Consider the following 7796-nt stretch of genomic DNA (forward strand, 5'->3'; position numbering starts at 1 on the left):
AATACTGTTTTGTACCTGCTAAAGTTCCAGCCTTTGCTTTGGTATTCCAATTTGAAAGAGTTTGCATTGAAATGCTAAGTTGTCTGGCTGTTTCCGAGACATTGCCTTGATTGGCTTCAATTAATTTTATGGCTTCAGCTTTAAATTCTGTGGTGTAAGTCTTGTGTTTCTTGCTCATGGTAAACTCCTGATGAGTGTGTTTAGTTTACCAAGTTAAAACCTCCTGTTTTTTCAGCACACATCAAACTTGACTGTAAACCTTGAGTAAAACATAGAATTCTAGTTTGAGGAGGTGCAGGATCACGCGCTTGAACTTCAACATTTTCACGATGCTTATAGCGAAAACACTGCATAGACAAATACAACAAATACGCAACACCTAATCCGCGTAGCAACATCAGAACATAAGCATGAATATGGCCAAGCCACCCCAGTAAAGTAAAAATAAGCGCTAGAATAAAAGCATTCCCAACCACAATACCGAAAACTGTATATCGAGCCCTTCTTTGACCACTGTTTAATGCCGTCATCAGTATCAGGAAAAAATCAGGGCCAGGAGAAAGCAAAGCCACAAAATGCGTCACAGCAATAACAATAAAAAGCTCCATCACTTGTCTCTCTTTAAAAGTGAGACAAGCCTAACGACGGATTAAGATCAACTCTTGGATAAAATTGCGCGATGTTGCTTTTGATAGAGCTTAGGCGTGGTGCCCGTTAAACTTTTAAAAACACGATGAAAATGACTTTGGTCACTAAAGCCCAGCATATAACTCAGTTGCGCTATATCCATGCCTTGTTTTAAAAAGATGCGTGCATCATTAATTTTATAATTCAATTGATAAGCGTGCGGCGTCATGCCTAAAGATGATTTAAATAACCGAATAATGGCATACCAACTCAATTGGACTTCTTGCGACATTTGCTCTAATGATAAAAACACGTCAGCATCCTGAATCATCGATAAAAGCTGCTTAAACTCTTGCTGTGCATAGTGTTGAAGAGCAAGCAATTCTAGTTGAATATATGGAAATAAAAGCTCAGTAAGTGTTGTGATTAAGGTTTGTTCTTTTTCCCAATAAGACAGTGCAGTATCAAATAATTGACTGTTAAGACAACTAAAGTATTGATACATCTTAGGCTGTTTATACAACACAGGTTTGAACTGCGGTATGTCTTGATAAGCATCTTTATATGCAGTTTCTTGTAATAACTGGTTCAACCAACGTGCATCTAAATGCATCATTTGGTAGCTCCAAGCTTGATCTGGAACAGGATTACACGCATGTTCAACATGTGCAGGAACCAATACCAAAGTACCCGCGTCTATTTGTTGCGTTCCACCGAAGTGGCTAGTGAAAATACTGTTGCCTTGATCCACTGCTCCAATTGAAAATGTCGGATGACTATGAGCTTTATAACAAGCACGACTTGCACATGCCCGACGTGTTTCCACATAAGGCATGCGCGGATTACTCCAAAATTCAACTGAAGCGCCTTGCTCTTTCATCACTGACGACACATCAACCGATTATTGTTGTAATGCTTTTTCAATATCTGCCTGAATCGCTTCAGGCTTGGTGGTTGGCGCATATCGATTAATTACTTTGCCATCTTTACCAATCAAGAATTTTGTAAAATTCCACTTAATACCGCTGCCGAGAATCCCTTTGCTGTTATTGGTTAAATAACGGAATATGGCGTGGGCTTCTGGGCCTTTAACATCAACTTTGGAAAACATGGGAAAAGTCACCCCATAGTTTTTCTGACAATACGTTCCTATTTGCTCATTACTTCCCGGATCTTGCCCCCCAAACTGATTACAAGGGAAACCTAACACCTCAAACCCTTGTGCATGATATTGCTCATAAATTTTTTCTAGTCCAGCAAATTGCGGTGTAAAACCACATTTACTGGCCGTATTGACGATGAGCAACACTTCGCCCTCATAGTCAGCAAAGGATTTATTTTTTCCATCTAACAATTCCGCTTCAAACTGATAAATGTTGGTCATGGATAAGTATCCTCATCACTTTTTTCTTGTGTTTCTAGTTCTAATGAAGCCGAGTTTACACAGTAACGTAAACCTGTAGGCTCAGGTCCATCTGTAAAAACATGGCCTAAATGAGCATCACAGTGATGACATACAATTTCGGTACGCACCATGCCATGTGTTGTATCTTGATGCTCTTCTATCACAGTCGTATTGAGTGGCTTATAAAAACTTGGCCAGCCGCAACCACTGTCATATTTATTTTCAGAATTAAATAATGGCGTACCACAGCAACGGCATACATAAGTGCCGGCTTGTTTAGTATTCCAATATTTCCCCGTAAAAGCTGGCTCCGTCCCCTTTTGTCGCGTAATGCGAAATTCGTCAGGTGATAACTCTCTTTGCCATTCTCGGTCTGTTTTATTGAGTTTTCCCATGATTACGTCCCTTTCTATCTTGCTATTTAAAATAGGATAATCCTATATTTACGTGATTCATCTTAAAATTTCTAGTGTTTAGTTCACAATTTACAAAAGACCTATAATTCCAATAAAAGCAAAAAGAAAGCATTTTATAAAAGAGGTAAGCAATTTATTTTCTTTAATGCTTTTTTGTGAGCAAATTTAATGTTAGTCTTATTGACATTCTTGCTCAGGATTAAAAAAATGTCGCAAAAAAAGAGCGTTATTTTTAAACATCTACTGCCTGTGATTAAACAATATCAACAGGTGGGATTTACGCATGAAAAAATTGTTGCTTTACTTAGAGATGAACATGATCTCGATCTAGTGACAACTGAAACATTTAAAAGCTATTTATACCGTTATGCAAAAGTGACCTCCACTCTTTCCGAGAACATCAAAATGCCGAACACTCTCCACACCCCACGCGAAATAAAAAAATCGTCTAAGCTCGAGCATGTTTGCTACGACATCCGTGGACCAGTGTTGCGAGCGGCCAATGAAATGGAAGAAGCAGGTCATAAGATTATCAAACTCAACATTGGTAACCCTGCACCGTTTGGTTTTGAAGCTCCTCAAGAGATTATTAATGATGTGGCTTTAAACCTGCCAAATGCAGTGGGCTATACCGACTCAAAAGGGATTTTCCCTGCGCGTAAAGCCATCTGTCAGTACTATCAACAAAAAGGCATTTTAGATATGCATGTCAATGACGTGTATATCGGAAATGGTGTCTCTGAATTGATTGTGATGGCCATGCAAGGCTTGCTAGATGATGGTGACGAGATGCTCGTACCAATGCCTGACTATCCCCTTTGGACAGCTGCGGTGAACCTTTCAGGTGGTACAGCCATTCATTATAAATGTGATGAAGAAAACTTTTGGTATCCCGACATTGCAGATATGGAGAGTAAAATCACACCACGTACCCGCGGTATCGTGATTATCAATCCAAACAACCCAACAGGTGCAGTTTATCCACGTCATGTGCTTGAGCAAATTGTCGCATTGGCTAAAAAGCATGATTTGATTTTGTTTGCAGATGAAATTTACGACAAAATTGTTTATGACGGTATTGAACATGTTTCTGTCGCAGCGTTAGCCGGTGACCAACTCTGTATCTCTTTCAATGGTTTATCTAAAGCATACCGTATTGCGGGTTACCGTTCAGGCTGGATGGCCATCACAGGCGATAAGTCTCGTGCAGTCGACTATATTGAAGGTTTGGACATGCTGGCTTCTATGCGTTTGTGTGCCAACCACCAAGCGCAGTATGCCATTCAAACTGCTTTAGGCGGCTACCAGTCAATCAATGATTTAATTCGTCCGGGTGGTCGTTTATACGAACAGCGTAATATCGCTTGGCAAATGTTGAATGACATTCCAGGCGTATCGTGTGTTAAACCTGAAGGCGCAATGTATTGCTTCCCGAAATTGGACCCAGAAATCTATCCAGTTCAGGATGATGAAAAACTGATGCTTGATCTACTTCGTGCGGAAAAAGTACTTCTGGTTCAAGGTACAGGCTTTAACTGGCCAACACCAGATCATTTCCGCGTGGTGTTCTTACCTGCTGAAAATGAACTACGTGAAGCCATTACCCGAGTAGGTCGTTTCCTTGCGAAAATGCGTTAATTGACCACTTAAAAAAACCGTACTTTATGTACGGTTTTTTTATTTACAAAACTGTAATACATCACTTTTCAAGTTTGGCATAAGTTTAAATTAAGCAGCCACATTGCTGTGATTCCATGTACATGATGGGGAGTCGCTTATGGGGACAATTGCGGTAACATCTTGGAAATACAACGCTTCCACACGCTATTTAAAAATTTTCTATGCCGATGGTTCAGGCGAGCTGTACCACCCTGTGCCTGAATTTATTTATAACAACTTAGTTCGATGTAATAATAAAACAGCCTTTGTTCATAAATATTTAGAATATGATTTGCACTTTACGCGCCTAAGTATTCATTAATTTTTGAATCTCAAACAATCAGGATTTATCCTGATTGTTTTTCATGATCCCACGTCACCACCAACAAGCCGGCACCAATCGCCAGTCTAGACAGGTTAAACTGCTCGTCCTGCTGAATAAGCGCGATGAAGTCCGTGACTTGATCGGCATGTGATAGAACATTGTCAACCACTAAAACTCCGCGTGAAACACACATCAATCGTTTCAAATCTGGCCAATAGTCGACATAAGCATCACGCTCAGCATCTAGCAATATAAAATCAAAGCTGGCTTGCGACTGCTTCAAATATTCAGCTGCGTCACCCACCCAAAACTCAACACCATTGGATAAATTGAAATCTGCAAGATGACTCGCGGCTTGTCGACTTCTGTCACCATCAATTTCCAAAGTGGTTAATCGAGCATCCACTTGTTGCGCTGCATAAGCCAACCATAAGGTTGAGTAGCCAGTTGATGTTCCTATTTCTAATATCTGCTGAGGCTGTTGAATATAAACCAGTTGCGCCAAAAATTGTGCAGACTCAGGCTCAATATTGCGAAAGCGCGCAATGCGATCTATTTGCGTACTGTCATGTTCTTGAAAGCGTTGATATAAGGCCGATACTTTACTCAAAAATTCTGCATGCATGATCAAATCCCCCTCTACTTTACTTAGCGTTGTTTATACTTCTTGAATCAGTTTAAAGCGCTCAACTTCACGGTCATCTTCTAGCATTACCGTTTCAGTAAACATGGCAAGTGGACGTACCCAAATCGAGTAATCACCATATAAACACTGATAAACCACCAGTTTTTCTTCGGTTTCACTATGCGTCGCTACATGTAAAACTTGATACAGTTGCCCTTTATAATGCTGATAGATACCGCGCTGTAATTGCATCACTTGCTTCCCTATTTTTTAATTGTCTCGATCATACCTAATTTATACGTCTTAAACTGCAAATCACTTGAAAAATCATTTAAATCCCCCATATAGCTTTATGAAATAATTGAAGAAAACATCTTTAAATCTAAAAAACCGATTACCAAAATAAAAACAAACTGTTTTATCTATTTTTAGATTTACTCTATGATTCTTTTATCAAATAATTTTACAGACTGCTTTGGAGAGCTTAACAATGTTAGATCAAAATACTTCAGCTCAATTAAAAACACTTCTTGAACGCCTTGAAGGTCCGATTGAATTGGTTGCGACTTTGAACGGTTCTGAGAAATCAGACAAAATCAAAGAATTGGTTGAAGAGGTTGCAGCACTGTCTCCACTGGTGACTGCACGTTTTGATGGTCAAAACTCACGTGCACCCAGCTTTGGTGTGGCAAAAGCCGGTGAACAACCGCGTGTGTTCTTTGCGGGTTTACCGATGGGACATGAGTTTACCTCTTTGATTTTGGCATTGTTACAAACCTCAGGTTATGCACCCAAAGTATCGGATGAAGTTTTAGCTTCAATCAAAGCTTTGGGCATCCTGTCTGACTTTGACGTCTTTGTGTCTTTAAGCTGTCATAACTGTCCAGACGTGGTGCAAGCGTTGAACCTGATTGCTATTTACAACCCAGGCACGACAGCAACTATGATTGATGGTGCATTCTTCCAAGATGAAGTTGAAGAACGCAAAATCATGGCTGTACCGATGGTGTTCCAAGACAATAACCATATCGGTCAAGGCCGTATGACCTTGGAAGAAATTATTGCCAAACTGGATACCAATTCAGCAGTCAAAGAAGCTGAAAAACTCAATGCCAAAGATGCTTTTGATGTTTTAGTGATTGGTGGTGGCCCTGCGGGAAATACCTCTGCCATCTACGCAGCACGTAAAGGTATTAAAACAGGGATCGTGGCTGAACGGATGGGTGGTCAAGTCATGGATACCATGGACATTGAAAACTATACCTCGATTCAAAAGACTCAAGGGCCGAAGTTTGCTGCTGAAATGGAAGCACATGTCCGTGAGTATGGTGTGGACATCATGAACTTACAACGTGTTTCTAACATCAAAGGTGCGGATGAGACAGCAAATGGCTTGGTTGAAGTCACTTTAGAAAATGGTGCGAAGCTTGAATCTAAAACGGTCATCCTTTCAACAGGTGCACGTTGGAGAGAAATGAATGTGCCGGGCGAAGCAGAATACCGTACCCGCGGTGTTGCCTACTGCCCACACTGTGATGGTCCACTGTTTAAAGGCAAACGTGTAGCAGTAATTGGCGGGGGGAACTCAGGTGTCGAAGCTGCGATTGATCTTGCTGGGATTGTAGAACATGTGACTTTGGTTGAGTTTGATACCAAACTACGTGCCGACCAAGTGTTGCAAGACAAATTGCATAGCTTGCCTAACACTACGGTGATCCTGAATGCACTCTCAACTGAAGTTGTGGGTGATGGTCAGCAAGTGACAGCATTGAAATATAAAGACCGTGCAACTGATGTAGAACATACGGTTGAGCTTGCAGGAATCTTTGTGCAAATTGGTTTATTACCAAACACTGATTTCTTAAAAGAGACTGCTGTTGAGCTTTCAAACCGTGGTGAGATTGTGATTAACGATCGCAACGAAACCAATGTCAAAGGTGTATTTGCCGCAGGTGACTGTACGACTGTGCCATACAAGCAAATCATCATTGCCACAGGTGAAGGCGCGAAAGCATCTCTGTCTGCTTTTGATTACATTATTCGTTCTGGCGTGTAATCCTCTCAGACGCTTCCCTGCTATAGGCTTATAGGCAACTCAGCTTATAAGCCTTTTTATCACGCTGTTTTTTATAAAAAATTACATTTTTTTAACAATAATGCAGTCTGCTTTACATTCAAAGTAGATTATATTTTGCCCAACCCCTACTTTTGGGTATAAAACGAAAAGGATATGAAAATGAATAAATTACTTATTGCTTTAGGTCTTGCTGCTGCTGTTGTTTTAGTGGGTTGTTCAAAAGAAAAAGCACCTGAAACAGGTGCAACGACAGGTGAACACCTTGAAAATGCTGCTGAACAAGCAGGTCATGACATTAACAAAGCTGCAAGTGAAGCCGTATCTGACACTCAAAAAGCGGCAGATGAAGCATCTGCAAAAATCGGTGCTGCCGCTGATGAAGCTGCTGCGAAAACTGAAGCTGCTGCTGAAGATGTTAAAAATGCCTCTAAAGAAGCAACAGCTCATGTTGCTGGTGCAGTAGAACAAGGCGCTGCTGATGTGAAAGAAAAAGCACAATAATATTTCTAAGCTTAAAAAAGCCTCCCACTCGGAGTAATGCCAGTCAGTTAAGAAATTGACTGGCATTTTCTTGGGTACTTTTGAGGCTTTATTTTGACGACTCTAGGGCATTGCCTTGATCTTCTTTCAGGCAAAACAAACATTTTAGACTGTTCCAGCAA

General features: G+C 40.6%; 11 protein-coding genes. 4 read left to right on the forward strand and 7 right to left on the reverse strand.

What is annotated here, in order from left to right:
* The 5 genes from MF4640_RS17940 to msrB form a co-directional block, all read right to left on the reverse strand.
* The coding region (locus tag MF4640_RS17940; protein ID WP_005137539.1) for a transposase at positions 1-178 on the reverse strand (178 nt) is incomplete at its 3' end.
* A 22-nt stretch (positions 179-200) separates the two neighbouring features.
* A complete protein-coding gene (locus MF4640_RS17945) occupies positions 201-608 on the reverse strand; it encodes a LysE family translocator (protein ID WP_227518688.1) in 408 nt (135 codons plus the stop codon).
* A gap of 47 nt (positions 609-655) precedes the next feature.
* Positions 656-1507, reverse strand: coding sequence for an AraC family transcriptional regulator (locus MF4640_RS17950; RefSeq protein WP_171263917.1), 852 nt, complete (start codon positions 1505-1507; stop codon positions 656-658).
* Between the two features lie 21 nt (positions 1508-1528).
* Entirely contained in the window at positions 1529-2011 is a 483-nt protein-coding gene (locus MF4640_RS17955) for a glutathione peroxidase (protein ID WP_004980122.1), read from the reverse strand.
* Positions 2008-2427 (reverse strand): peptide-methionine (R)-S-oxide reductase MsrB, encoded by a 420-nt coding sequence (msrB, locus tag MF4640_RS17960; protein WP_005399615.1) that lies wholly within the window; start codon positions 2425-2427, stop codon positions 2008-2010. The genes MF4640_RS17955 and msrB overlap by 4 nt, the downstream gene beginning before the upstream one ends.
* A gap of 228 nt (positions 2428-2655) precedes the next feature.
* On the opposite strand from msrB, the gene MF4640_RS17965 reads away from it, so the two are divergent.
* On the forward strand, positions 2656-4086 hold the full coding sequence (locus MF4640_RS17965) for a pyridoxal phosphate-dependent aminotransferase (protein WP_005399616.1): 1431 nt from the start codon (positions 2656-2658) through the stop codon (positions 4084-4086).
* Between the two features lie 139 nt (positions 4087-4225).
* Entirely contained in the window at positions 4226-4429 is a 204-nt protein-coding gene (locus MF4640_RS17970) for a KTSC domain-containing protein (protein ID WP_004980128.1), read from the forward strand.
* Positions 4430-4454: 25 nt separating this feature from the next.
* Here the strand turns inward: MF4640_RS17970 and MF4640_RS17975 are convergent, their stop codons facing one another.
* The gene (locus MF4640_RS17975) at positions 4455-5057 is read right to left on the reverse strand and encodes an O-methyltransferase (RefSeq protein WP_413772701.1); all 603 of its coding nucleotides are present in this window, start codon (positions 5055-5057) and stop codon (positions 4455-4457) included.
* Between the two features lie 33 nt (positions 5058-5090).
* Positions 5091-5309 (reverse strand): DUF1653 domain-containing protein, encoded by a 219-nt coding sequence (locus MF4640_RS17980; RefSeq protein ID WP_004693482.1) that lies wholly within the window; start codon positions 5307-5309, stop codon positions 5091-5093.
* A 238-nt stretch (positions 5310-5547) separates the two neighbouring features.
* Between MF4640_RS17980 and ahpF the strand changes: the two genes are divergently transcribed.
* Together ahpF and MF4640_RS17990 are read left to right on the forward strand one after the other, a co-directional pair.
* Positions 5548-7113: an alkyl hydroperoxide reductase subunit F gene (gene ahpF, locus MF4640_RS17985; protein WP_078390431.1), complete on the forward strand. Its 1566-nt coding sequence runs from the start codon at positions 5548-5550 to the stop codon at positions 7111-7113.
* Positions 7114-7293: 180 nt separating this feature from the next.
* Positions 7294-7635, forward strand: a complete 342-nt coding sequence (locus MF4640_RS17990; protein WP_058869489.1) for a hypothetical protein — start codon at positions 7294-7296, stop codon at positions 7633-7635.
* Positions 7636-7796 lie beyond the last annotated feature (161 nt).

Source organism: Acinetobacter sp. MF4640 (assembly GCF_002018895.1).
Classification (GTDB): Bacteria; Pseudomonadota; Gammaproteobacteria; order Pseudomonadales; family Moraxellaceae; genus Acinetobacter; species Acinetobacter johnsonii.

Excerpts from the sequence above, each read along its gene's own strand:
- MF4640_RS17945 (WP_227518688.1), bottom strand. The coding sequence starts at position 608 with ATGGAGCTTTTTATTGTTATTGCTGTGACGCATTTTGTGGCTTTGCTT.
- MF4640_RS17950 (WP_171263917.1), bottom strand. The coding sequence starts at position 1,507 with ATGAAAGAGCAAGGCGCTTCAGTTGAATTTTGGAGTAATCCGCGCATG.
- MF4640_RS17955 (WP_004980122.1), bottom strand. The coding sequence starts at position 2,011 with ATGACCAACATTTATCAGTTTGAAGCGGAATTGTTAGATGGAAAAAAT.
- msrB (WP_005399615.1), bottom strand. The coding sequence starts at position 2,427 with ATGGGAAAACTCAATAAAACAGACCGAGAATGGCAAAGAGAGTTATCA.
- MF4640_RS17965 (WP_005399616.1), top strand. The coding sequence starts at position 2,656 with ATGTCGCAAAAAAAGAGCGTTATTTTTAAACATCTACTGCCTGTGATT.
- MF4640_RS17970 (WP_004980128.1), top strand. The coding sequence starts at position 4,226 with ATGGGGACAATTGCGGTAACATCTTGGAAATACAACGCTTCCACACGC.
- MF4640_RS17975 (WP_413772701.1), bottom strand. The coding sequence starts at position 5,057 with ATGCATGCAGAATTTTTGAGTAAAGTATCGGCCTTATATCAACGCTTT.
- MF4640_RS17980 (WP_004693482.1), bottom strand. The coding sequence starts at position 5,309 with ATGCAATTACAGCGCGGTATCTATCAGCATTATAAAGGGCAACTGTAT.
- ahpF (WP_078390431.1), top strand. The coding sequence starts at position 5,548 with ATGTTAGATCAAAATACTTCAGCTCAATTAAAAACACTTCTTGAACGC.
- MF4640_RS17990 (WP_058869489.1), top strand. The coding sequence starts at position 7,294 with ATGAATAAATTACTTATTGCTTTAGGTCTTGCTGCTGCTGTTGTTTTA.